Source organism: Methanosarcina sp. DH2, from assembly GCF_020804225.1.
Taxonomy (GTDB): domain Archaea; phylum Halobacteriota; class Methanosarcinia; order Methanosarcinales; family Methanosarcinaceae; genus Methanosarcina.
In genome coordinates, this window is the sequence record NZ_WJBI01000021.1 from 33,996 (window position 1) to 59,266 (window position 25,271).

Sequence of the window (25,271 nt, forward strand, 5' to 3'; positions counted from 1 at the left end):
GACCCAAAATAACCATGAGGGAATATGATCGAGACGGAGCTGCTAAAGAAAATATCGGATGACCTGGATTTCCTGAAAACAAAAATTCTCGAAATCGAGGAAAGCCTTGAGCTAATTGACAGCGAACTGCACCCTGTAAGAGAAGAATACCTTGAGAGGCTGGACGAGATCAAAAAAGAGGGAACTATTTCAGGAAGCGAATTTGAAAAGAAATTCGGGGTAAAGCTTTGAGATATTCGTATGAAATCAGCAGGCACCTTGAAAGAGATCTGGAAAAAATCCAGAAAAAAGACAAAGAGCGTTTTGAAATCCTGCTGAACAAAATGAGTGAAATCCTTGACAACCCTCACCGTTTCAAACCTTTAAGGCACGATATGAAAGGTTTGAGGCGAGTACATATTGATAAGTCATTTGTTCTCGTTTTTGAGATTGTTGAACCGGAAAATAAGGTAATATTCTGGGATTTTGCGCATCATGACGGCGTTTACAGAACGTCCTGATATTACAAAAAATCTCCTCCAGCTCATTGACGTATTTTTTGAAGAAGCACAGAGTTGCTAAACATAATTTTTTAACTTATTTTATACGTTGATTATAAGCCTTTTGTACTTGTTTTTATAATTACGGAGAATTTGTTCCAGCAGATTCTTTGTGTTCTCATTTTTAGCCAGGAAGAAGAATATAATCTCATTGTCCGAAATATATAGTGGCAAACCTGCTGTTAATTCTTTTAACTCCTGAGACCGCGTAGATAGATAATCACGATGCTTTATTCTCGGGAAATGCTGGTATATCATTATAATGGAATTCTGATCCATGCGGTTGTAAAGGCTCTTTGCCTCGCTGTACAGCAGATGTTTCTCTCTGGAACGCTGAACTTCCAATCCGATATCTGGATCTATGAAAATTAAAGATTTGATTAGCGATTCGTCAGGTATCCCACTAAAATACTTTTTTCGGACTTGTTGCTCAAAATATAGGCCTTTCTGCCCGTTGTAAATAGAAATTTTGTGGCCTGCTGAGTTAAAGTGAGACTCAATGTAACCTATACTTCTTTCATCAACTGTTACATCTTTATATTGTTCAAGGAATTTCACGAGTTCTCCATTGCCAGTGCCGGGGGAATTGCAACTCTTCGCATTACAGAAATCCCTCTTGTTTCCTTCATTGAGAGAATCATTTTTGGTCAGCATAGGGATGAAAGTTAGCTGTTGCAAATCTATCCGGTCTAGGATGTGGAGGATCAAATCGTACTTGAATAGGTCTCTCAGGTCTCCAAAGTACTGATTTTTCATAATAGGTTTTCGATGTCAAAGAAATATAAGTTTTTAGAAATTGACGCTCAAAAATAACATTAAATCAATATAATTTAAATAAACGAGTAATCTTAACAAAGGATAAGAATTTTGGAAAAGCCAGGGGAAAAATAGAAGTCGTGTTAAAAATGGTTGCCGAAATAAAAAGCAATGAGGAATTGTTGAGAAATAAATCATCAAGAGAGGAAAACGTTCCGGATGATAATGATTATAGTGAAAACTCTCTTGTAGAAAAGTCCGCAATCCTGGAATTCAAAAAGCTGGGCTACACTCCCTTAAACTGTTTCCATGAAAAGTTCGGGCTCGATGGGAAAGGGACTCTGGGGAGAAAAATACAATCAGAAGTGATTCTTTTCCGGAAACTGAGCGAGGCAATAAAAAAACTTAATCCTGACATCTGCGACGAGGCTGAAGAGCTGGCAATCCAGGAACTGGCAAAGGATAGGAGCAGGCTTAGCCCTGTAAAAGCAAATCAGGAAGTTTATTTGCTAATCAAAAACGGAGTCAAGGTCAAAGTCAGGAATGAAAAAGGGGAAATTGAAGACCAGACCGTAAAAGTTATCGACTTTGACAGTCCCGAAAACAACGACTTATTTTTAGCCTCCCAGTTCTGGATTACCGGAGAAATGAGTCCCAGACGAACTGACCTTTTAGGCTTTATAAACGGAATTCCTCTCATCTTTATCGAGCTAAAAGCTACTGGCAGACGGGTCAAAGAAGCTTTTGACGATAACCTTACGGACTATAAAGAAGCAATTCCCCAGCTTTTCTGGTACAACGCTTTCATAATCCTTTCCAACGGCAGGGAATCAAAAATCGGGACCATTACAAGTGGGTTTGAGCACTTTGGCGAATGGAAACGGGTCAACGACGAAAATGAAGCCGGAGACACTTTGCTGGACACAATGATAAAGGGCAGCTGTGAACCAAGTCGCTTCCTTGATATTCTGGAAAATTTCACTCTTTTTTCAAGCAGCGAAGGGCACCCTGTAAAGATAATTGCCAAAAATCACCAGTACCTTGGGGTCAATAACGCCATAGAATCCTTTAAGAAACAAAGAGAAAACGAAGGGAAAATAGGAGTCTTCTGGCACACTCAAGGTTCGGGAAAAAGCTATTCCATGATCTTTTTTGCACAAAAAATCATGCGGAAATTTCCGGGCAACTATACCTTTGTGGTTGTGACCGACAGGGAAGAACTGGACGAGCAGATCTACCAGAACTTCCAGAACGCAGGCGCAATAAGCGAGGTCGGTGTACAGGCCAGAAGCGGGGAACATCTCAAACAGCTGCTCACCGAAGACCACAGGCTTGTCTTTACTCTTATCCACAAATTCGGGACCAGGAAAGGCGTAAAACATCCTTTGCTTTCGGACAGGGATGACATCATAATAATTGCGGACGAAGCCCACAGGACTCAGTATGATACCCTCGCCCAGAATATGAAGGATGCCCTGCCGAATGCGGGCTTTATCGGCTTTACTGGCACGCCGTTAATAGTGGAAGAAGAAAAGACAAGAGCCACATTCGGAGATTATGTTAGCATCTACAACTTCATGCACTCCATAGAAGACGGGGCAACTGTCCCTCTTTATTATGAAAACCGTATGCCTGAAGTCCAGTTGAAAAACGATAACCTCAATGATGATATTTACCGGGAAATTGAAGAAGCCAGCCTTGATGATGACGAAGAGTCCAAGCTTGCCATAGAGTTTTCAAAAGAGTATCATATCATCGTAAGAGAGGACCGCCTTGAAACAATTGCAAAAGATATTGTGGAGCACTATGTTACACGGGGTTATACCGGAAAAGCTCTTGTCGTATCTATAGATAAGCTCACAACAGTAAAAATGTACGATAAGGTCCGGAAGTACTGGAACCAGTATATTAGTGAACTAAAGGAGCAGAAAAGAGCCACATCCAGAAGTGAAGAAGCCAAAGCTCTGGAAAAATTGATCTCCGAATTTGAAAGCGTGGACATGGCTGTCGTTGTCAGCGAAGGGCAGAATGAGATAAAAAAGTTTGAGAAAAAAGGGCTGGATATAAGGCCTCACAGAAAAAGAATGAATGAGGAAGATCTGGAAAAGATTTTCAAGGACTCAAAGAGCAAGCTCAAAATTGTTTTCGTATGCAGCAAATGGAGAGAGGGCTTCGATGTCCCCTCGCTTTCAACAATTTACCTTGACAGGCCCATGAGAGGTCACAGCCTCATGCAAACAATTGCCAGAGCTAACAGAGTCTTTGGGGAAAAGGCCGGAGGTTTTATTGTTGATTATGTCGGTATATTCGGAAACCTTGAACAGGCCCTAAAAATATACGCCTCACCCAAGTCCGAAGGAATTGAAGCCCCTATAAAGCCGAAAGAAAAACTTCTGGAAGCTCTTGAACAGAAGGTCAAAGAGATAAATAAATTCCTGTCCGGACTCTCTGTAGACTCACAAAAAATTATTAAGACAAAGTCGGGTTTTGAGAAAATAAGACTCTTGAAAAATGCCACTGATGCCATCCTCAAGAACGAGTCAACAAAAAAGAAGTTTTTAACTGAAGCTGGGACCGCCCTAAAAATATACAAATCCTTATTGCCTCACAAAAGGGCTTCAGAGTTTCTTTCACAGATGACTCTTTACGAGGAGCTGGTAAAAGAAATTCGTTCTCTAGATCCTGAAGTTGACATTTCAAGAGTGATCGACAGGATACAGGGAGTTCTTGATAAATCAATCGGGTCCAAAGAATACATTATAGAGGAGTCAAAGAAAGGTAGAATAGTTGCTCTTAAAGATATCAATTTTGATGCTCTGGCAGACAGATTTGACAAACAGCACAAGAACACTGAATTTGAATGGTTGAAAAATCTTGTCTCTTACAAACTAAGAGAAATGATTAAATTAAATAGCATCCGCCTTGATTACCAGAAGAAATTCGAAACCCTGATCGAAGAGTATAATTCAGGTTCTGCAAATGTAGACCAGTCTTACAAAGAACTGATAGAATTTGCTAAAGCGTTGAAAAAGGAAGATGAGAGGGCAATTATGGAAAATTTAACTGAAGAAGAACTCTCTCTCTTCGACAAGCTGAGAAAACCTGACCTGAACGAAAAAGAGAAGAGCCAGGTAAGGAAAGTTGCAAAAGAGCTCCTTGCTACCTTAAAAGCTGAGAAACTGGTTCTGGACTGGAGAAAAAAGCAACAGGCAGTTGCCGCAGTCAAAAAAGAAATCGAAGATGAACTGGATAGAGGGTTGCCCGAATCATATGATTTAATGACTTATGAAGAGAAATGCAGCATGGTTTTCCAGCATATCTATGATTCTTATGCAGGTGATAACCACAGTATCTATGAAGCAGTAGCCTGAGACCCGATTTTCGAATAATCTTCCGTCCATAGCCGCTATAAGTATTGATCCGATCATGAAAACTGGACGATTTGAGCCTCTTTAAACCTTTAAAGCTCGATATGAAAGGCTTGAGGCGCTTACACATTGATAAATCATTTATCTTTATTTTTGACAGAGCAAACCAGAAAATAAAATTATTATCCTGAGTTTTGTTTATCATGATGCATTAATAAAATACCTTAATCCTCTTAACCGCCCCAGGCTTTGCAATAAAAATATTACTGTTTGCAGATAATATCACTCGTGATAATTCATAAATACGGGCTTTTTATAAACTTGTTCGTCTATTAAAGGTTACTCAGTTCAACAATCTCACCTTTCGACTATGAAAAACACATTTCTGGAAAGAGCGGAAAGTATCTAAGAAAGTATTCTATCATAAACCACAAGACGACTGAAAGTCTGTAAACAGAGAAAAAAAATTAAATATGAAAAAAGCGTTTGTAAGTACATGGAGACAAAATTCAGGAATAATCTACTCTCAGCTATTGGATGGTTTATTATCTGGCTTGTTGTCAGGATGTATTTGAATATTTAAGTTCCTTAACTTATTCTACAGCACAAAAAAATCCAGAAGAGATCCGGAAGATGCGGAGCTTTAGACTCATTTATTCAATGATTCAATAATTCAATAATTCAATAATTCAATATATTAAAGAGAAGACTCTGATAAAAGGATTATAAAACAGGGTTCTGATAAGTTCACTCCAAAGAACAATGCTGTTCTGAAAAGTCATTTTTGAAATATCATCTGAAAATTCTCTAGAATAGAATTTTTCGTACTGTAAAAAGAAACCTTTGGTCTCTTTCAACAGTAATATAATAGAAATTCAACAGCAAAATAACAGAAATTACAACAATTTATTATATTCAAAATCCGATTCACCCCTCATGGCTACCTCCTGGTTTCTATCCCACAGCCTTAGAACAAAAAGTTACCTGAAACCAGAGCCTTTTTTTACTGACTCTTCATCCCTTACAAGCGACACTGCAATATCTTCTTCAATTCGGTCAAGAGTAATTTAGAAGCTTCCCACTTTCATCTCGCCAGTGTAGAGACCAGCTTTCCACTCTCATTATAGAAATATGCTGCGTCTCCGTCATTATTCCGGATGGAGCTATCCGATCTCTAATAAAGTATAGTAGCTGAGTTTGTGCATTTTTCAGTATGTGTCGCTACGGTAGTTCCAGGATCCAGCGTGTAATGGCGGAAAAGGTACCAGGTACACTCTTATAGTTTCAGATAATGGAGCTGGTATTCACGAAAAAATTGATCTGAAAAATCCAGATACAAATCCAGATCGCTCGGTCTGTAGCTTGTAAGCATTCTTGTTGATCAATTAGACGGTAAGATCGGACTAAAAGGAATGGGACTGAATTTATTATAGAGTTTGATGTAGAAGAAAAAGAAAATTAATAAAACTCCCTTTACTTTTGATATTTCCCTCCGTACAAATTATTACTCTAATCAATCTTGAGCCTGAACTATTTTTGAACCTCTGAATTTACGATAAATCCGGGTAAAGGGAAATTATATCAGATAATCAAGGATCTCTTTTTAAGGAATTTTCAACATTTATTTTGCCGGGATATATAAGCTTGATTGAATATTTTTACTTTTTGTATTATAGATAAAACATAGATTACTTATTGCAAATGATTTTCAGATTACTAGCTTAAAAATTAATATATGATAAGTTTCATAAAATATGCCTAAAAGCAAATTAACGATTGCCAGAAAGACAAAATTGCTTGGAGAGAATTCTGGCATGATATTGTTGGGGATTTGCCTGGATCATATTTACGTGAATTATGTCTTACGTGAATTCTGTCTTACGTGAATTCGGTCAGGCAAAAAGATCAGACAAAAGAGGATTTAATTGAGGTATTAATGCCTTCTTTTAAGGCAGGGTTGGGGACTTATGATTGATTATGAACGACTGAGTGCCGAAGAACTGGAAGTTCGAGTGCAGAAACGGATAGCTGAACTGAAACAAGCCAATCAAGCTTTACGCGCCGAGATCCTCGAAAGCGCATGCTCCGAAGAAGCCGTACGCAAATCGGAAGAAAAATACCGCACGTTGTTCAATTCTATTGACGAGGGCTTCTTCCTTATAGAGATAATCTTCGACGACAACGGAAAGTCGGTAGACTACCGAATTCTTGAGGCTGACCAGTCGCATGAAATGATAATAGGACTCCGTAATGTGGTAAACAAGCATGCTCATGAGCCTGTTTCTGATACAGAGGATAATTGGATCAAGAGTTTCGGCCAGGTCGCTTTAACTGGCGAGTCAGTCCGGTTCGAATATCTGGCGGAAGGTATAGACAGATTGTTTGATATTTATGCCTCGCGCATTGAGGGTGAGTACAGCCGAAAAGTCGCTGTCCTTTTCAGAGACATTACCGAGCGCAAGAAAGCCGAAAAATCATTGATAAGAAGTGAGAATGAATTCCGTACATTGGCTGAAAATTCTCCTGATGTGATTGCTCGTTTTGATAGGCAATACCGCCATTTATATGCCAATCATGCAGCTGCGGATACTTGTGATTGTTCTCAAGAAGAAATTATCGGGAAAACTCACGCTGAGATGGGCATGGACCCTGAGGAGGCAGAGTTCTGGGAAGAAAACAATAAAAAACTTTTCACTACAAGCAAACCCGAAACAATGGAATACCGGTACGTATCGCCTCAGGGAAAAGAATACTGCTTTAATACACAGGTAGTACCCAGGTTTATTGACGGCGAAGTTGCCTCTATTTTTGCTATTTCCCGTGACATTACAGACATAAAAGAAGCAGAAATTAAGCTGAAAGAAACACTCGATAATTTAGAAGAACTGGTTGAAGACCGGACTTCTCAGCTTGAAAAGGCTTACGGATCATTAAAAGAAAGTGAAAAAGGTCTTGCCGAAGCTCAAAAAATAGCACATCTTGGAAACTGGAACTGGAACATTGTAACCAATGAATTATACTGGTCTGATGAAATCTATCGTATTTTCGGGCTCAGTCCTCAGGAATTTGGGGCAACTTACGATGCATTTTTGAGTTATGTGCATTCGAAAGATCGAGATTATGTGAACAATGCCGTAAACGGAGCTTTCGATGGAAAACCTTACAGCATTGATCACAGGATTATCCTGGCAAGTGGAGAAGAACGGGTAGTCCATGAACAGGGTGAAGTTATTTTTGACGGGAATATCCCTGTCCGGATGATGGGAATCGTTCAGGACATTACCGGGAGGAAAAAAACTGAAAAAGCACTGGAGTTCGCTAATACATATAATCGCAGTCTGATTGAAGCCAGTCTGGATCCGCTGGTTACTATAGGTCCTGACGGGAAGATAACCGATGTAAATAAAGCTACCGAACTGGTTACAGGTTATAACAGAAGCGAATTGATTGGAACTGATTTTTCGGATTACTTTACGGAGCCTGAAAAAGCCAGGGAAGGATATAAGCATGTATTCCAGGAAGGATCAATTCTTGATTATGCTCTTGAAATCCAGCACAGGAGTAGAAAAACGATCCCTGTTCTGTATAATGCTTCTGTTTATCGGGGTGAAAATGGAGAAGTTATCGGTATTTTTGCTGCAGCCCGCGATGTCACCGAACTTAAAAAAGCAGAAAAGGAACTTCAACTTGCCAGCAAGTACAACCGCAGCCTGATTGAAGCCAGTCTGGACCCTCTGGTTACCATTGGTCCTGATGGAAAAATTACCGATGTAAATAAAGCTACGGAGTCTGTCACCGGATATTCCCGGAAAGAACTTATTGGCACTGACTTTTCGGACTATTTTACCGAATCTGAAAAAGCTAAGGAAGGATATAAACAGGTATTCAGGGAAGGACTGGTAAGGGATTACGCTCTGGAAATCCAGCATCGGGATGGACATACTATACCTGTTTTATATAACGCATCCGTCTATCGGGATGAAGACGGTGAGGTTATTGGGATCTTTGCTGCAGCCCGTGATATTACTGCACTTAAAAAAGCAGAAGAGAAGATTCAGACACTTGCGAATGTTGTTGAATCATCGAACGATGCTATTATAACCGAATCTCTTGATGGTATTATTACCAGCTGGAATAAAGGGGCAGAGCAGGTTTATGGTTATTTAGCTGAAGAAGTTCGGGGAAAAAACATGTCTATACTTGAACCAGACAATCTTAAAGGGGAAATAAAGCAATTATCTGACAGGATTAAACAGGGAAAAAAAGTCAAGCATCATGAAACTTTAAGGTTGAAGAAAGATGGTACAATATTAAATATTTCAGTAACTCTTTCTCCGGTTTTTGATGTATCTGGAAAACTTGTTGCTATCAGTAATATTGCAGGAGATATTACGGAAAAGAAAATCACAGAAAATCTGCTTCATGAAAAACAAATGGTTGAAGTCGCAAACCGTACCAAGAACGATTTTCTTGCAAATATGAGCCATGAGCTCAGGACCCCACTCAACTCAATAATAGGGTTCTCTGACATGCTTTATGAACAGGCATATGGAGAATTGAATAAAATACAACTGAGAGCCGTAGGAAATATTTCTAACAGCGGGAAGCATCTTCTGAACCTGATCAATGGCATCCTGGATCTTTCTAAAATAGAAGCAAACAAAATGGAGCTTAATTATAGAGAATTTGAGCTTGCTACTAAGCTTGATCTGATACGAAACGTCCTATATCCCATAGCAGATAAAAAAAATATCGAAATTAAAATCGATATGGATAGCAAGCTTACGAGAATCCGTGCAGATGAGGATAAATTTACCCGGATAATGTATAACCTTGTAGACAACGCTATAAAGTTCTCTTATGAAAATAGCCTTGTAAAAATAGGAGCAAGAAAAAAGGGAGATCTGGTTGAAATAACGGTTAAGGATACGGGAATAGGAATAAAAGCTGAAGACCAGCACAAACTTTTCAAGCCCTTCAGCCAGGTTAACTCATTCTCTTCAAAAAAATTCCAGGGCACCGGGCTTGGTCTCTCACTGGTTAAGCAGATTGTTAACCTGCATGGGGGTTATGTCTGGTTCAGGAGCGATCAGGGGAAAGGGAGCACCTTTGCTTTCGCAATTCCGATAACAACAAAGGTGAAAGTATTCGCCTGCTGTCATTAAAAGAGTAATTAGATGTCCGTATTCGGGGTGATAACGATTGGATAGCTATGCCGTTTCGAACTTTATTACTTAAAAACAGATTTTGAAGCCGAGTCTTAAAGTTTGGAATGGAAAATAATTATACATTATCTTTTAGGCACGAATTCACGTACGTTTTCTACTTTCGAACTTTCCATAAAATTGATGAGATAGCGACCGTTAATTGAATAAAATGTAAATGAATTTGCTTTTATAATTTGCTTTTATATACTCCGTATTTTTTATCGTTAAAGGTTTCTTAAATGACCATAATCGTTGCGTATTTCCTTTTATTTGTGTTGAAGATTTATCCAGAAAACTATGATATATTGCTCATCTGGACCAATATATGCTGGAATTGTTTCTGCTAACTTTTTTAAAACTTTTTCGGCGTTTTCAGGCATTCCGTACTCAAAAGTATATGGTTTTGAGTGGTACGTGTTAAAACTATGCAGTATAACTCCTATTTGCTTCTGTGAATACTTTACATCATATTTTTCCTTTATTAGCTCCAGAACTTCTCTTCTAGTCAAGTAATCCTTTTTTCTAATAATGTTCTTAATTCTTTTATTTGCTCATTGGCAAGCTTGAACTTTCTTCCTCCACTTAAATTTGGTATTAAGGCTGCATAGTCGCCTTTAGTTCAGCAATCCTGCCGGTAATATCCTGTTTTTAGTCACTCCAACTTTAGTAGCTGCTTCTTCGAGAGAATCTCTTAAACACCTAAATTTAACAAAATTTTCAAACCTCTTCCTTTTACTTATTTCCTCCTTATACTTTTATTGGAAAATGCCGCCAGACAAGCTGAGAATGCATTTGTTTACCTATGGATTAAAAAAAGGTTTTCAAGGTAAAAAAAACATTTCTGGTTCCGAAATTAAGGATTATACACATTTCCAACTATTTTTTCTGCAAGATCCCCTATTATCGGCAGTCTATATCTCATTCCCTTATATGCTGTATACATCAGGAAAAGCCAGAGCAAAAATGGAATCAGGCTTAGAACCAGCAGGCCATCTATCAACTGGTCATAAATTGCGACAGGATTGTGAAGGAAAAGGTAAGGAAGCAGTGGCGGGTTGAGATTAATCAGGAAATAATCGATAAATTTATCAACCCCGAAAAAGGTTTGCAGGGCACTGAGCACTATTGAGAGAATCGTAAAGGTCAGAAAAGATTGCATTGCATGAAATCTAACGAATCTATTTTTAGTCTCAAGTACAAAGAAAATCAGGCCTGTTAACCAGGTAAGAGTATAACATAAAAACCCTTCTATATTTTCTTTTAAACCCAGAGATGTCCTGGAAGATGTAATCTCACTTCCAATTTCACTTTCCGGTTCAGTTTTCAATACTAGACCCCCCATAACTGAAATTTTTCCAATAAATACGATTTACTGTGGATGTAGTTCGCAAATCATCTTACAATTCTTAAATTAAGTATTTTTAACCATTAATTATTTATTATAATTCTAATTATACAAAAATCGTTCTTATAAAAATTAATTTTATCAATTGCGGGACAGTATAAAATGACGGGACAGTATAAAATGAGAAAGCCGGAAAGCCAGCAGAGTAATTTGTACAATCGAAGAGGCAGTAAAAGGAAGGTAGACAGAAGAAGGAATTGCCAGTAAAAACCCTTACTATCAATTCAACGGTACATGCGACTCAGAGGTTCTATTGTAATCACTACAAGGGTTAATTTTTCATAGTCTATTCTATAAAGCAGCCTTAAATGCCTGGACCGAAATCGGAATATTTTTTCCTGGCTTTCGATTATTCTTTTTGCGCCCTGTGGGACTGGATCAAAAGAAAGCTCTTCAAGTACTTCCTTGACACGGGAATGCGTACTCTCATCTGCCTTCTTCATAAAATCCTGTGCAGGAAGATCAAAAAAAACTTCGAACATTTCAGAGCCTCATTTCTTCAAGCTTCTTTAATGGTACAAGCCTTCCTCTTGCCTCATTTTCAAAACTTCTGAAAACAAGCTCTTTTTCTTCTGCGGTGAGCAGGGCATCTATATCTACCATATGCTCTTTTATTTCTGCAAGCTGCTTCTTTATGAAATTAAGCTCTTCAAAGATTTTTCTATCAATTTTTTCCCCGGTCATAAGAATCACTGCCTTTGCTTATATAACTTGGAAACTATTATCTGCTACTCAGGGCTTACAAGCAGCATCAAGGAGTTATCCTGTAATATAGAGTCCCCCATAATATAGAGTCCGATCTATAGAGTCACATGATACAGAGCCGTCACATGATATAGAGCGTCTCCTGATAGAGAGTTATCTTCTTACTTCTTCATCAAAGTATCGTGAACTAAGACTTTATGGGAAACTTTAAATTCAGGATGTCCAGATTCAGGATATTCAGTTACATAATTTAAATTTTATATTTCGACTTTAAGATAAACAAATACAAAAAATACAAATACAAAAAATCAGCAAAATTCAAAAGGTAAATATTATAAGAATGACAAAATTATATGCAAAACCTGGAGATCTGTAAAAGGGCGGGAGAAAAAATGGTAAACGAAAACCTCGGGTTTTTCATCTATGTGTTCTCATCCATTTTTGTGGTTGTAAGCCCTATCAGCGGAGTTGTAACTTTTATCTCCCTGACAAGCAAGATGACACGGAAAGAAAAAAATGATGTCGCAAAAAAAGCAGTGGTGCTTGCGTGTATAATTGCCCTATCTTTTGCAATTACCGGAAGCATGATACTCAAGTTATTCAGCATCAGTGTAGACTCACTTCGGGTTGCCGGAGGACTCCTGCTTTTTAGTATTGCATTTGACATGATGCATGCAAAAGTCTCAAGGGAGAGCATTACTGAAGAAGAAATCAGTCAGTCCCAGGAACGGGAAGATATCTGGGTCTTTCCGATCGGCCTTCCGCTCCTTACAGGGCCGGGTACGATCAGCACAGTAATTGTCCTTATGGGGGTGGCAGACGGCGTTCAACAAAAAGCAATCGTTCTCATATCGATTATATCTACATTCATACTTTGCCTGTTTATCTTCCTCTTCTCAAGGAGGATCCACAAGTTTATAGGATATAACGGAATGCTTGTCTTTACAAGGCTTATGGGGCTTCTACTTGCGGCTCTTGCAGTGGACTTGACTGCTACGGGAATAATAAATATATTCGGGCGGGTAATTTGAAGCCTTCAGGTTTGAGAGTTCAAAACTCTTAAACCTTTCCAAATTCCGGCGCATGCAAGTTAAGCAGGCAGGACTATCAGAAAGGATTACTAGCAGGATATCAGCGGATTATAAGGCGAGTTGATTAAGCCTTTCCGTTATACCGTCTGTTCACGTATTCTATCAGTTTACTACCTGTGAGCCTTTCGCTTGATGGACCTATACGGATATAGAACTCTTCGTCATTTCGGTCCGGTTTGAGGAAAACAGCTTCATCGCTTTTTTTGCAGTCGATTTCCAGAATTTTTTTGCCGTTTACAGGCACAAGAGTATACTCTATCATTGAAGCGTAATTGAGGCCTATGTGCTGCTTTATGAGCTGTTTGAAATGCAGGAGGAACCTGTCCTCGTTCGGGAAACCATCATTTTTTATTCCCAGGACTTCCCCGCTGTTAGAGACGCCGACGAGAAGAATGCCGCCATCGGTGTTCAGGTAAGCAACAATTGTCTTCATGACGGCATGTTCTATATTCCAGTCAGGCTTTCCGGTGATAAGGTTCATTCGCAGTGTGGATTTGAACTCAAGTTTTTTGCTCTCCCCCCGCCGGATCAGCTCCAGAATGTAGTCGGAATCATTTGCAAGCTTCACTGCCTCCCGGATAAGTTCGAGCTTTTTGCGAATATGTGTTATGCTCTTGGGATAGGTTGAAAGCCTGCACTCGAACACACCTAGCTGGGAAATAAGTTCCTTTGTAAGAGCTTTGATTTTAAGGACCTCAAGCTGGACCTGCAGGTCAGGAAGATAGAGTTTGCTATGTGTAAGAGAATCGAGGTCCACATTCGGAAGAGATAAAACTCCGGGAAAGAAAGGAACAGCTGCACCTGAAAGTACAGAAGCGCTCTCACCGTTTTCCTCACACATATTCTCAACCGAAGCCTTGCTTTCAAATGCGATTTCACCTGCCGTAAGGGAGGAGACTTCTGCGAATCCAGACCCTCCTGAAAAATGAGCGGATGAGGCTGTACCGTTCAGGGAATTTACCACAGAGGGCACCGAAACCGGCGCTTCAGGTTCCCGGGTTTCGGGTCTCAGGATAAAGCCTCTCGCTTCCCAGGCCTTCCGGATTTTCAGGCCGAGAGGATTGTTGAAAAAGTCCGCAAGGTACTCAGAACTTACCTTATCGGGGTCGAGAACAAGCTGGATGTAAACCCGAAAATCACCTTCTCCGGGGAAAGAACTGGCTGCACTCAGTTCCTGGTAAAGAGGGAGATAAAGGGAATTTTCTTCTCCGGTAAAGCCGTACTCCAAGTCCGGGTCGGGAAAATTGACCTTTAACGTAAGGTCCGAGAGATTTGTCGGCTTCAGGCCATACTGACTGCATAAAGAGTCTATTTCTTTTTCAACCATGGGGATCAAACAGAGAGGGTTTCTGGTATTAATGCTGCTTTCAGGTTTATGCAATTTTTGAGGTTAATGCTGCTTATTGAATTTAAAACTCATATACCTTTTTCTTTTCAAGTTGCTCAAAATTTAATTCTCCGATTAGAAACCAGAAAAACAGGAGGGAAAAAGTTAGAAAATAAAGAGTAAAATAAAGAGTAAAGTAAAGAGTAAAATAAAGAGTAAAATAAAAAGAAAGAGCCGAAAAACCTTCTCCGACTGCGCGATTATATTCCGGAATCCAAACTGTGCCAATGCAGTCAGTTTGTGTTTTGCTTTTCACTATGTGCAGGCAGGCTTAAGCGGCACACAGAATATGGAAAGAAAAAACGCAGGATCTTACCGGGTGTTTTCGGAATAATACTGGCAAGTAAACCCGGGAGTACCTGGAAAAATAAATAAACTCAAAAATATGGACCCGGCCCTAAATTCATATAGCGATTAGATCAGAGCCAGGTTTGCCTGAGATTTGTTTTAAGATTCACAGTTCAGATATCAACTATCTCTACATTATCTTCCGCCTGCAGGTACGTTGATATCCGTTTAGCCTTGAAAATCAGTTATTCGCTTAATATTGACTTAAATGTGGGCTATTTCCTGAACTGCAGATTGAGCGGATGCATTAACAGATGTAACCGAAGATGTAACTGAGGATGTAACTGAGGATGTAACTGAGGATGTGGACCCGCATTTTCTGCAGTAGTAAAAATTATTCGAGCCGATTACCTGTTTTTTAAGGGTTGTGCCGCACCTGACACATTTTGAAGGGAAATCAAACATATCTAAACTCACTCCAGAATCATCAGCGGTTCAAGCCTTGCAGTTTCTTTTCTTGTCCAGTATCCGCACACGGTACAGTATTGAAAACCTCTGAAAAGATCGTTTTCGAGTTCGGAATGACATTCAGGACATCTTTTTAAAAAAAGCGTATGGCCTGGCTCTTTTTTATCCCCTATATTTTGTGTTCTGTTTATTTTCTCCATAATTAATTGCTTCCTTTAAATTTTTCACACTCAATATGTATATTTACTGCATTACATATATAGATTTTCCAGCAGTATGATATTTTCGATGCAGGTATAGTTATATTCTGCAAACACGTACAGAGATTCACAGGCAGCCGCAGATAAACCGCAACTGCCAATTCCCGGTTGAAATTTGGCCAGCCTCATAAAAAAGGAGTTGACAGGCCCCCAGGAAGTTATTTCAGCGCCTTCTGAGCTCTTTTTCAGTTTCGAGGACCTTAAGGGTGATTTTCATAACAGAGTCCGGATTAAGGGAAATTGAATCGATTCCCTCTCTTACCAGAAATTCTGCAATCTCAGGGAAATCACTTGGAGCCTGACCGCAGATCCCGCTGTGCCTTCCGTTACGTTTTGCCCCCTGCACTGCCATTGACATAATTTTCATGACTCCCGGATCTCGCTCATCGAATTCTGCGGCAAGCAGTTCGGAATCACGATCAACCCCGAGGGTCAGCTGAGTCAGATCATTTGAGCCTATGGAAAAGCCATCAAAGAATTTACTGAACTCATCGACAAGCAGGACGTTATTCGGAATTTCGCACATAACGTAGACTTGAAGCCCATTTTCTCCGCGCCTGAGCCCGTTTTGTTCCATCTCGACAATGACTTTCTTCGCTTCCTCAACGGTCCGGCAGAAGGGGATCATAAGAATGAGGTTTGTAAGTCCCATTTCCCCCCTGACCTTTTTCATAGCCCTGCACTCAAGGGCAAAGCCCTCCCTGTAACGCTCATCAAAGTAGCGGGAAGCCCCTCTGAACCCTATCATGGGATTGTTTTCTTCCATTTCAAAATAGCTGCCCCCAACAAGGCTTGCATATTCATTGGTTTTGAAATCGCTCATCCTGACCACGACAGGTTTAGGGTAAAAAGCTGCAGCAATCATCCCGACGCCTCTGGCAAGCTGTTCGACAAAATAATCTTCCTTTTTCGCATACCCCCGTGTCAGTTTTTCGATCTCCCGGATCTCTCCCGGAGCTTTGACCTTTTCCGGGTGCACAAGCGCCATTGGATGAACTTTGATATAGCTTGTGATAATGAACTCGAGCCTTGCAAGCCCTATCCCGTCATTAGGGATCATGGAAAAAGCAAAAGCGCTGTCCGGGTTTCCAAGGTTCATCATAATCTCGGTTTCGGGGCGTTCAAGGTCTTTCAGGCTCAGGGTATCTTTATGGAAGGGGAGGATGCCTGCGTATACAAGCCCGTCTTCTCCCTCGGCACAGCTCACAGTAATTTCCCTGCCTGTCTCAAGGACTTCAGTCGCATTTTCAGCTCCGACAACTGCAGGGATTCCGAGTTCCCGGCTGACAATAGCCGCATGACAGGTCCGACCTCCCTTGTTTGTGACAATTGCAGCCGCAGTTTTCATAACCGGCTCCCAGTCGGGCGTGGTTGTATCAGCAATCAGGATCTCACCGGGCCTGAAAGAGGGCAGGTCAGAGACATCAGGGATCACACGGGCTTTTCCTGAAGCGATCTTATCTCCAACGCTCCTGCCTTTTGCAAGGACTTCTGACTTCTCTTCAAGGACATAGGTTTCCAGAACATCCTTTTCTCTCTGGGACTGGACGGTTTCGGGCCTTGCCTGCACTATGAAGATTTCCCCTGTTATGCCGTCCTTTGCCCATTCGATGTCCATGGGCCTGGATTCCCTATACTTGTTAGAATAATGGTCTTCGATGTCGATTGCATACCCGGCAAGTTTGAGCACTTCTTCATCATTAATACAGAAGCGCTGCCTGTCAGCCTCAGGGACCTCCACATTTCGCGTGAGTACTTTTGAGTCACCCCTGCCATAGATCATCTTGATTTCTTTGCTTCCGATCTTCTTCTGGATAATTGGTTTATACCCTGCCCGGAAAGCAGGCTTGAAAACATAGAACTCATCAGGGTTGACCTGCCCCTGCACGATATTCTCTCCAAGCCCGTATGCCCCGGTAATGAAAACGACATCTCTGAAGCCTGTTTCCGTATCAAGAGTAAAAATCACACCGCTTGAAGCCAGGTCAGACCTGATCATCTTCATGATTCCTATGGAAAGGGCTACTTTGAAGTGGTCAAACTTGTTAGTTACGCGGTAGGAGATGGCCCTATCCGTAAAAAGAGAAGCGAAACAGCGTATACAGGCATCCCGGAGCCCAGGATAACCCCTTATATTGAGATAAGTCTCCTGCTGCCCCGCAAAGGAAGCAGTTGGCAGGTCCTCAGCCGTTGCCGAGCTCCTTACAGCTACGTCCGTATCCTCTCCGTACTGCTCGCAGAGGCGGTCATAAGCATCTTTAATCTCCTCCCACAGGTCGTCAGGAATTCCCGCACCAAGAATCAGGTCTCTTGCAGCCTTTCCCCTCTTTGAAAGCTCGGATACATCCGAAGTATCAAGCCCTTCCATTGTTTTTTTAAGCTTTTCCAGAACCCCTCCTTCCTTCAGCATGTGCCAGTAAGCATCAGAAGTAACTGAAAAGCCGTTAGGGATTTTCACCCCTTTTGAAGTGAGTTCCCTGTACATCTCCCCTATGGAAGCATTCTTCCCGCCAACCAGCGGGACATCCTCGATCGTAGTCTCTTCAAACCAGCGGATGTATTTGTTTTTATCTCCAGGCATATTCCCCGAAACCCCTCATAAGATTTTGTCTGAACTAAATAAGTACTGCAACACATTTAAAGTTTAATGCTGTTGTGAGAAAGTTATCCAGAAGCGCATAAGATATGTACCAAAACAGAAACTTTCCCAAATTAAATTTAATACCCCATTTAATAGTTACGTTCTAATGAAAGAAATGAGTTTGCCTACTTATAAAAAATTAAGATAAAGCCCCCATACGAAATGAAAAACAAGAGAAAATAGGGTTCAAATGAGGTTTTATCCATAAGGCTTTTTATATCAAGTAAATTTTCGTATTGATCTAAAAAGAGAAGTTAAGCCCGTTTTTATGTTCAGACAGGCTCAGTATTCCACCTTATTCTCAGATTCTTCCCATGCCCTGAAAGCTTCAAGGGCTTCTTCCCGCAGAAGCTGTTTGAACTCGATTTTTCGTTCCTGAAGAGGGCGTGAAATTTCCTCGTATATGAAGGAATCATCAAAGCCGATATTTTCAGCATCAGACCTTGTGTTGGCAAAGAAAACTTTATCTATCCTTGCCCAGTAGATGGCCCCAAAGCACATAGGACAGGGCTCGCAGGAAATATAGATATTACATCCGCTAAGATCAAAGGTATTCAGTTTCCGGGCTGCCTGTCTTATAGCACCTATTTCGGCATGGGCAGTCGGATCATTAAGTACGGTAACCTGGTTGCAGCTTTCCGAAACTATGTCCCCGTTTTTCGTTATCACGGCACCAAAAGGCCCTCCCCCTCTTTTTATACTTTCTAAGGAAAGTTCAATGGCGCGTCTTATAAACAAAGAGTCTTTTTCTGACATGTGTCGCTCTCTGATTTATGTATTCATCTAGATGATAAATATAATGATAGGATATGTCCTTTAACGGCAGGATATGCTTTTTATGAAAAAATAAAATCATTTTGTGAAATGAAAATTAAAAAACGGACATTTTGCAGGACAAAACTTAAGTACAAAACATATCAAACCATTAACTGGAGTGATAATGTTGACAACCAAAAGTTTTACCGCTGAAGAAGCAAAGGCAGTCGGGGAAAAACTGGGACTAACCTGGGATAAGTTCGATGTTGACCAGTTCCGCAGAGGCATGGACGTGGAGCTTGAACACGGGACAAGAGACCCCGCTACAAACGTTACAAACGACGACCCCATAATGACAGGAAAGATTGCCCTGGCTCATCTTAACGAATTTCCGGACTATTACGACAGGCTGGAAGAAATGGAAGAGGAAGCTGAGGAATACTGGGAAAAAACTGAAAACTGAACTTAAAAAACAGAATCTCATTTTTTTAATTTTCATTTCAATTTTCGCTTCCCGCGTTTCGCTGCCCGAGTTTCGTTTCGGGATCACAGGAAATCGAAGATTTTCTGGGAGTTGCACTGCAAGTGCAACAGCACGATGTCTTCTTCGCCCCGAATTGCGCCTCGCCCGAATTGCTCCTCGGGAGTACGCGGTCATTTTCGCTACGCTTCTCTTCGCTCAAGAGAACTAAATTATAAGTGTAACAATAATCTGAGCTCAAGTAGAAAGATTAAAAATACCAATAGATGGCGGAGACGCTTGTATTTATCGGAAATCGAAAGACGGGTCCGAGGGATAGGAAAACTATTGTTTCGGTCTGAGGATATTCTTTCGTGTTTTGTCTCTCATAATTGTGAGGTTGGTTTGCCGATTATTTGTGATCTGGCTGACGACCGGTCTAAGACCAGTGCGGCGTGGGGAGAGAACTAAAAGATTTCCTGCGGGACCCCGGCATGCATCAACCAATTGGTAAGGAATCACCCATTTTTTGAATTCACCTTAGATTCCTTTTAATCTCGAAATTTTTACCCATTTTAACTTAATCCAGCCTTCAGTCTCAATCAGGCCTATTTCAGGCAAACAGTCTTAAATAAATTTTAATAAAGAAGAGAATAAGATGTAAAATCATCACACTACAGAAAAAAATATTATAATTAGTTTGCATTGACTTTCCTGACTGATTCCGGAAAAATAGTTCATGAAACCTTAAGAAAGAGCAACAGGAAAAAAGGAATTTAGAGTTTATAACATATGATTTTTCACTTAAGAAAAATAAAAGGGGTAAAAAAAAGCCGATGAAAATAGGTTCTCACTGAAAACTCCTTAATTTTTTGCAGGAAAAGAAATTATATAAGTTAAAGATCATACATATAGTAAATCTATATAAGATTTTCCCATTAGTTGCAAAAACCATGAAAAATGGTATTCAAGATGATCGAATTGTACGCTTCCGATAAACCAAAAGTTCTCATAATTGATGACGAGAGAGATCAGGTAGAACTACTATGTTTACAGCTCGAGGATGAATATATTCCGATTCCTGCATATACCGGAAAAGAAGCCATTGAACTGGTGAAAACTAAGCTCCCTGATTTAATTTTATTAGACCTGATGCTGCCTGAATGCGACGGGTATGAAATATGCAGCATACTCAAAAGTAATCCAGGCTCCAGGTTCATACCTATAATCATAATTTCCGGATTTTTTGAGAAGCCGAACAAAATAAAAGCAACTCAATGCGGAGCTGATGATTTTATTCACAAACCGATAGATAGGTTTGAGCTTAAGACAAGGATAAAATCTCTAATCAGGATAAAAAAGAATTACGAAGCTCTGCATGAAAGCGAGAATCGGTATAAACAGCTTTTTAATAACAGTCCGGCTGTCACACTTCTCGTAGATCCGCTCAATTACCATATTGTCGATGCAAACGAACCTGCATGTACTTACTACGGGTACACTTATGAAGAGATGACTGCAAAAAAAATCACTGATATTGATACGTTTTCTCAGGAAAGGAATAGAGAAATCAGCCAGCAGGTTTTTTCCGAAAAGAAAGGCCATTTCTATTCCTGCCATAAACTTGCCAGTGGAGAAATAAGGCATGTAGAGATGTATATTAATACAATTAATATCAGAGGTCAGGAACTTCTTTTTACAAACGTCTATGATGCTACTGCCAGCAAGAAGACAGAAAGGGAACTTGCAGAATCGGAAGAAAAATTCAAACAGGTAGTAGAACTTTCAATTGATGCCATAGTCATAGGATCAAGTAGTGGAAAGATTGTTGACTGTAATAGGGCAGCCTGCAAAATTTTCGGGTACGATAAAGAAGAAATGCTGGGTCTGAAAATAGTTGATCTCCTTCATGAGGGCTTCAGAAGTAACTTCCCAGATGAAACACCCAATAAAGAAATAATAGAGGGCAAAAACGTAGAGATAATAAACAAAAGAAAGGACGGTACGCTCTTCATAGCTGAAACTGCAACCAGAACATTCAAACTGGGAGATAAAGAAAGGCTGATAGTGTATGTCCGGGATGTTACAGAGCGTAAAAGAGCTGAAGAGGCATTGAAATCAAGTGAACAGAATTTCCGCACTCTTGTTAACAATACTCTCGATGGACTACTTATACTTGATTTTGAAGGAAGGATTCTAGCTGCAAACGCTGCCGTTGGAAAAATGTTTGATCTCGAGCTCGAAGAAGTAACAGGTATGAGCATTGCAAAATACCTCGCTCCCGAGTCAGTGCCCATTGCAATTCAAGACCAGATAAATGTCCTCAATGACAGGGGAGGCTACCTCAGTGTTTACAAAGCAGTTTCTTCCAGAGGAGAGCCGTTATGGATTGAAGGTCTTGGTACTAAAATAATTTACCAGAATCAGCCGGCAAATATTGTGGTTATAAGGGATATAACCGTTAGAAAAAAAGCAGAAGAGGCTTTAATAAATGCAAAAACAGCTGCAGAAACCGCAAACCGGACAAAAAGCGAGTTTTTAACCAACATGAGTCACGAACTGAAAACCCCTTTAAACTCCATAATAGGGTTTTCGGACCTGCTAAAAGAAGGAATTGCAGGGTCCTTGAATGAAAAGCAATCCAGATATGTTCAGTTCATTTCGTCAAGCGGAAAAAACCTACTCGAGATTATCAATGACATACTAGATTTATCAAAAGCAGAAGCTGGAAATGAAGATCTCAACATCGAAGAATTTTCTATCAATGAATCTATCAATAAAGTTATCTCAATAATTCTCCCACAAGCCCAGGAGAAGAATATTAAATTAAATTACAATTCAGAAAATAGAACATTATGGATCGCTGCTGATGAAAGTAAGTTTCAACAGATCATGGGCAACTTATTAAGTAATGCTCTAAAGTTCACACCTGCAGACGGCTCAATTAATGTAACCTTAAAACAGGAAAGAGACCGTGTAATTATTACGGTAAAAGATACGGGAATAGGAATCGCTGAAGATAGCCTTGAGAAAATTTTTAAGCCATTTATCCAGGTAGATTCTTCTTTAAGCCGGACTTTCGAAGGTACGGGACTGGGGCTAACCCTTGTAAAAAAGTATGTTGAAATGCACGGCGGCAACATATATGTTGAAAGCAAAATAGGAGAAGGTTCGTCTTTTAGATTTGAACTGCCAGTAACCCGACAGAGAACAGGTGAACCCGTTCTGAAAGTACTGGAGAAACAAAAAGTCGATAGCTGAAACTCTGTAGCTGAAAAATATCATCTGAGGAATCATCAGCTAAAAAATATCAGTTGAGGGATTATTAGCTGAGAAATTATTGTATGGATTTTGTCGAGTGTATCGGTTACCGACTGACTGCTCTTTTTGTTATTCTGTATTATTCGTCTCTGAGGCACAGGTTATGGAAACAAAGTTTCCTGTGTGAAGTGTCCTGATTTGAAGATATCCTTATATCCTTACCCCATCATAGCACAGCTCAATGGCAAGCTACAAAGTTCTGGTAAGGGATGTTATAAAAAAAGCTGATGTCCTTCTTGAGGTCATAGACGCCCGGTTTCCGGAAGAGACCCGAAACAGTGAGGTTGAAAAGGATATTATTCGTTTAAAGAAGCCTTTCATAATAGTCATTAATAAGTGCGACCTCGTATCAAAAGAGAAACTTGAGAAAACCAAATCCATCCTCTCCAAAATTGCCCCTACGATTTTTATATCCAGCAAGGACAGATCCGGAACAACCATGTTAAGGCACCAGATACTTGCATCCGCCTGCTATATAAAAGATCGTGATATCCTTGTCGGCACCCTCGGCTATCCCAATGTAGGCAAGTCCTCCGTAATCAATGGCGTTACTGGCAGGCACAGGGCGGGCACCTCTCCCATATCCGGCCACACAAAAGGAGTGCAGCACGTGGGCGCAGGTTCGCGTATCATGTTTATTGATACACCGGGAGTCATCCCTTTCGATGAAAACGATGAATATGTTCAGGGCTTGCTCGGGATAAAGGATGTAACTCACCTGCGGGATCCACTCGGTGTTGCCCTTAAGATAATAGAAAAACTGCTCGCCGAAAACAAAACTTCCATAGAGTCATTTTACAATATCACAATCGAAGACCAGAAATCTTACCCTGTAATTGAACTGATAGGCAAACAGTGCAATTTCTTGCAAAAGAAAGGCGAGATAGATGAAATGAGAACAGCTACCAGAATAATCAATGACTGGCAAAACGGGCTGCTCTTGATATAAAAAAATTGAGAAACCTTAGGGTTCAGGAATAAAATATGGACAAGATCCGGGTTACGGTTTTCCCGGATAAAAAGGAAAAATTATTCAAGTTTCAAAAAGAAATTAACATAAAAAAGGATAAGGAACGAAAAGAATGGCCGAAAGTCTGGAGCGAAAATCTGAAAAAGACGAAAAACCGGAAGAAAACAAAAAACCAGAAAAAGAAAGGATATTGAGGAACAAACTAATTCTGGTTACCTCAAAACTTTTGATCATAGTTTTAGCGATCCTGTTAGCTATACTCTCCCAGAAGTAAAGCAGGATGCGGCAAACAGGGCATGTTTATCCAGTCAGCTTACTTTTTTCTTTGACCAGACAGGAAGCTCTACAATAGTACCCGACTCTGGATTTTCCCGGCCGTCATAACAGATAAAGATAATAAGTTACGTAGTACATTTCCTATGTTTCAAAAAATGTATTGAAGTTAATGTTCGGGCAGGTAAATATCGGTAGCGTGGACATTATCGGCAAAATAATCCGTTTGAAGAAACTACTTATAATTATTCAGACTTTTCAGGCTTGCAGAAGAATATGTGAACAGAAGCAGAACAGAAGCGGAACTGGACCAGCAATACCCACGCCTGGAATAATTAGTTTCATCCCAGCTCTCTGAAGAGACAGTCTGCGATTCTTTCAGGCAATCCATCCCGGTTCTCCCTGTCAACCGTCAAAATCTCAAACTCTTTTCTAATCCTCTGCGCCAGCGGGTGCCTGCTTGAATGGTGCAGTACAACCAGAATAGATTTATCTGATTCCAGAACCTTCTCAACCGCAGAAACGAAAGGCTCGGAAATAAGTTCCATCGGCCCGATCTCATCGATTACCACGAGATCGCAGGAAAGGGAATTCCTGATGGCGCTTGCTCCTATTCTTTCAAGATCTTCCAGGTTAACGTGATATTTTCCAAACCTGGGCCCACTGCCTCTAATATAGCTAAGGGTTCCTGACTTTCCTGTCTCGAGGTCCATGATCGAAAAACCTTCCCTCCGTACTTCCTTTCGTATCTCAACTGTCTGGATGCCGCCTACCTTGAAACCAGGCTGGTTGCCAAATTTTTCGACAGCTTTTGCCACGACTGTTGATTTTCCAACACCTGGACTGCCAGTTACTGCAATTCTCAGCATAATCTCTTCTTTCCATACCTTTGTTTCCTTTCTACAGAAAAAAAATAGACGTGATTTTATTTAAATCAGCCAGCAGTACAATCCTACGTTGATTATAAGAACCTTGTAAAATATAGGAATACACATTAAAAACTTATATTATGCTAGCTCTCGTATACACATAAGGAGATGGAATTGTGACTATGGACCAGGAAGTTCTTGCCAGACTGCAGGAAATCGAGAAGAGAATGGAAAAGATAGAAGCCACGCTGGAAAGCATTAACAGTGTCCTTAAGAAAGTAGAACAAAATACCTATTTCGGATGCTACGTCGAGGGAGAAAAACTGGAATAAAATTTATGATTTTTCACTTGAAATCAAACTACTTTCGCCACCCCATCCTTCAGGATAGAAAATGCTGCCGGGCATCGTCCCCGGTATCTCAAAAACTATCGAGTCTCATTTGCCTGGATTTCCTTAACCTATATCAAAAGATCAACCAATTAGCAGTAGCAATCCATTTTTTCCA

The 25,271-nt window shown here is 40.3% G+C and carries 21 protein-coding genes and 1 pseudogene; 10 read left to right on the top strand and 12 right to left on the bottom strand.

Features of this window, described 5'->3' with window-relative positions:
* Window positions 1-24: 24 nt before the first annotated feature.
* Together FXV91_RS17860 and FXV91_RS17865 are read left to right on the top strand one after the other, a co-directional pair.
* Window positions 25-231 (top strand): hypothetical protein, encoded by a 207-nt coding sequence (locus tag FXV91_RS17860; protein WP_229392140.1) that lies wholly within the window; start codon window positions 25-27, stop codon window positions 229-231.
* The gene (locus FXV91_RS17865) at window positions 228-500 is read left to right on the top strand and encodes a type II toxin-antitoxin system mRNA interferase toxin, RelE/StbE family (RefSeq protein WP_229392141.1); all 273 of its coding nucleotides are present in this window, start codon (window positions 228-230) and stop codon (window positions 498-500) included. Before FXV91_RS17860 ends, FXV91_RS17865 begins: the two co-directional genes overlap by 4 nt.
* Before the next feature lie 81 nt (window positions 501-581).
* Here FXV91_RS17865 and FXV91_RS17870 read toward each other — a convergent pair whose 3' ends face one another.
* Window positions 582-1,295 carry a hypothetical protein gene (locus FXV91_RS17870; protein ID WP_229392142.1) on the bottom strand — a complete coding sequence of 238 codons (714 nt, stop codon included), beginning with the start codon at window positions 1,293-1,295 and terminating at the stop codon, window positions 582-584.
* Between the two features lie 149 nt (window positions 1,296-1,444).
* Between FXV91_RS17870 and FXV91_RS17875 the strand changes: the two genes are divergently transcribed.
* Both FXV91_RS17875 and FXV91_RS20305 read left to right on the top strand, forming a co-directional pair.
* On the top strand, window positions 1,445-4,666 hold the full coding sequence (locus FXV91_RS17875; protein ID WP_229392144.1) for a type I restriction endonuclease subunit R: 3,222 nt from the start codon (window positions 1,445-1,447) through the stop codon (window positions 4,664-4,666).
* A gap of 1,964 nt (window positions 4,667-6,630) precedes the next feature.
* A complete protein-coding gene (locus tag FXV91_RS20305) occupies window positions 6,631-9,828 on the top strand; it encodes a PAS domain S-box protein (protein ID WP_345945538.1) in 3,198 nt (1,065 codons plus the stop codon).
* 131 nt (window positions 9,829-9,959) lie between these two features.
* On the opposite strand, the pseudogene FXV91_RS17890 reads toward FXV91_RS20305, so the two are convergent.
* From FXV91_RS17890 to FXV91_RS17905, 4 genes and pseudogenes are all read right to left on the bottom strand, one after another.
* Window positions 9,960-10,583 (bottom strand): annotated as a pseudogene (locus tag FXV91_RS17890) (IS630 family transposase); the annotation flags it as partial.
* A gap of 140 nt (window positions 10,584-10,723) precedes the next feature.
* A complete protein-coding gene (locus FXV91_RS17895) occupies window positions 10,724-11,197 on the bottom strand; it encodes a hypothetical protein (RefSeq protein WP_229392146.1) in 474 nt (157 codons plus the stop codon).
* A 302-nt stretch (window positions 11,198-11,499) separates the two neighbouring features.
* The gene (locus FXV91_RS17900) at window positions 11,500-11,757 is read right to left on the bottom strand and encodes a type II toxin-antitoxin system RelE/ParE family toxin (protein WP_229392151.1); all 258 of its coding nucleotides are present in this window, start codon (window positions 11,755-11,757) and stop codon (window positions 11,500-11,502) included.
* A 1-nt stretch (window position 11,758) separates the two neighbouring features.
* A complete protein-coding gene (locus FXV91_RS17905) occupies window positions 11,759-11,959 on the bottom strand; it encodes a hypothetical protein (RefSeq protein ID WP_229392152.1) in 201 nt (66 codons plus the stop codon).
* Between the two features lie 413 nt (window positions 11,960-12,372).
* On the opposite strand from FXV91_RS17905, the gene FXV91_RS17910 reads away from it, so the two are divergent.
* Complete coding sequence (locus tag FXV91_RS17910) at window positions 12,373-13,011, top strand: MarC family protein (RefSeq protein WP_229392153.1); 639 nt, start codon at window positions 12,373-12,375, stop codon at window positions 13,009-13,011.
* 124 nt (window positions 13,012-13,135) lie between these two features.
* On the opposite strand, the gene FXV91_RS17915 is transcribed toward FXV91_RS17910, so the two are convergent.
* From FXV91_RS17915 to FXV91_RS17935, 5 genes are all read right to left on the bottom strand, one after another.
* Window positions 13,136-14,398, bottom strand: a complete 1,263-nt coding sequence (locus FXV91_RS17915) for an ATP-binding protein (RefSeq protein ID WP_229392154.1) — start codon at window positions 14,396-14,398, stop codon at window positions 13,136-13,138.
* A 612-nt stretch (window positions 14,399-15,010) separates the two neighbouring features.
* Window positions 15,011-15,211, bottom strand: coding sequence for a zinc finger domain-containing protein (locus tag FXV91_RS17920; protein WP_229392155.1), 201 nt, complete (start codon window positions 15,209-15,211; stop codon window positions 15,011-15,013).
* A gap of 8 nt (window positions 15,212-15,219) precedes the next feature.
* A complete protein-coding gene (locus FXV91_RS17925) occupies window positions 15,220-15,414 on the bottom strand; it encodes a hypothetical protein (protein WP_229392180.1) in 195 nt (64 codons plus the stop codon).
* Between the two features lie 223 nt (window positions 15,415-15,637).
* A complete protein-coding gene (ppsA, locus tag FXV91_RS17930) occupies window positions 15,638-18,055 on the bottom strand; it encodes a phosphoenolpyruvate synthase (RefSeq protein WP_229392156.1) in 2,418 nt (805 codons plus the stop codon).
* A 342-nt stretch (window positions 18,056-18,397) separates the two neighbouring features.
* A complete protein-coding gene (locus FXV91_RS17935) occupies window positions 18,398-18,871 on the bottom strand; it encodes a nucleoside deaminase (protein ID WP_229392157.1) in 474 nt (157 codons plus the stop codon).
* A gap of 184 nt (window positions 18,872-19,055) precedes the next feature.
* Here FXV91_RS17935 and FXV91_RS17940 point away from each other — a divergent pair, with 184 nt between their 5' ends.
* Window positions 19,056-19,334 carry a DUF5661 family protein gene (locus FXV91_RS17940; protein WP_229392158.1) on the top strand — a complete coding sequence of 93 codons (279 nt, stop codon included), beginning with the start codon at window positions 19,056-19,058 and terminating at the stop codon, window positions 19,332-19,334.
* 37 nt (window positions 19,335-19,371) lie between these two features.
* Here FXV91_RS17940 and FXV91_RS17945 read toward each other — a convergent pair whose 3' ends face one another.
* On the bottom strand, window positions 19,372-19,554 hold the full coding sequence (locus FXV91_RS17945) for a hypothetical protein (RefSeq protein WP_229392159.1): 183 nt from the start codon (window positions 19,552-19,554) through the stop codon (window positions 19,372-19,374).
* A 737-nt stretch (window positions 19,555-20,291) separates the two neighbouring features.
* Between FXV91_RS17945 and FXV91_RS17950 the strand changes: the two genes are divergently transcribed.
* The 3 genes from FXV91_RS17950 (at window position 20,292) to FXV91_RS17960 (ending at window position 23,896) form a co-directional block, all read left to right on the top strand.
* Complete coding sequence (locus FXV91_RS17950) at window positions 20,292-22,592, top strand: PAS domain S-box protein (RefSeq protein ID WP_229392160.1); 2,301 nt, start codon at window positions 20,292-20,294, stop codon at window positions 22,590-22,592.
* A 241-nt stretch (window positions 22,593-22,833) separates the two neighbouring features.
* Entirely contained in the window at window positions 22,834-23,601 is a 768-nt protein-coding gene (locus tag FXV91_RS17955; protein WP_229392161.1) for a GTPase, read from the top strand.
* Between the two features lie 133 nt (window positions 23,602-23,734).
* Entirely contained in the window at window positions 23,735-23,896 is a 162-nt protein-coding gene (locus FXV91_RS17960) for a hypothetical protein (RefSeq protein WP_229392162.1), read from the top strand.
* A 340-nt stretch (window positions 23,897-24,236) separates the two neighbouring features.
* Here the strand turns inward: FXV91_RS17960 and FXV91_RS17965 are convergent, their stop codons facing one another.
* Window positions 24,237-24,764 carry an NTPase gene (locus FXV91_RS17965; RefSeq protein WP_229392163.1) on the bottom strand — a complete coding sequence of 176 codons (528 nt, stop codon included), beginning with the start codon at window positions 24,762-24,764 and terminating at the stop codon, window positions 24,237-24,239.
* A 176-nt stretch (window positions 24,765-24,940) separates the two neighbouring features.
* Here FXV91_RS17965 and FXV91_RS17970 point away from each other — a divergent pair, with 176 nt between their 5' ends.
* Window positions 24,941-25,096, top strand: coding sequence for a hypothetical protein (locus FXV91_RS17970; RefSeq protein WP_229392164.1), 156 nt, complete (start codon window positions 24,941-24,943; stop codon window positions 25,094-25,096).
* The last annotated feature ends 175 nt before the right edge of the window (window positions 25,097-25,271 follow it).